Source organism: Burkholderia sp. BCC0506, assembly GCF_902833145.1.
In the GTDB taxonomy this organism is placed as follows: Bacteria; Pseudomonadota; Gammaproteobacteria; order Burkholderiales; family Burkholderiaceae; genus Burkholderia.
Genome location: NZ_CADFEN010000035.1, coordinates 1 through 482 on the forward strand (window position 1 = coordinate 1; position 482 = coordinate 482).

A 482-nucleotide genomic window follows, 5' to 3' on the forward strand; every position below is an offset into this window, starting at 1 on the left:
AGCATCGGAATGATGCTCGTCTTCACCATGCAGATGTTCGGCTCGAACATCGTCACGCGCCAGCGCGGCTTGCCGGGCTGATAGCCGAACGACAAACCGTCGCCGAGCGTCGCGCGCGCCTTGTCGAACAGCATCGGATGCCAGATGTGCGGGACGATCGTGACCGGCGCGCGCAGGCCCGTCTGGTAGTAGTGCAGGCACGAGCGCTCGAACTCGGGAATCGTCCACACCGCGTCGTACGGCGCACCGGAGAACAGGAAGCCCGACGGCTTGTCGAACATCGCGCGTTCGATGTCGATCACGTAGTCGTTGCCGACCCGCATCGTGACGACCTTGCCGCCGCGCTCGCGGAACGCGCGCAGGTAGTCCGCGCCGAACTGCGCGCTCATTTCGATCAGCACGTCGCAGCGCTCGAGCGCTTCGTCCATCGACAGCAGCGGCACGTTCCACTCGCCGAGCATCATCTGCGGATCGGCGACCTG

General features: G+C 65.1%; 1 protein-coding gene. It reads right to left on the bottom strand.

Annotation, left to right across the window (positions count from 1 at the left end):
• Positions 1 to 482: DUF2827 family protein (locus HWX62_RS32840; protein ID WP_175933346.1), on the bottom strand; the 482-nt coding region annotated here is incomplete at both ends.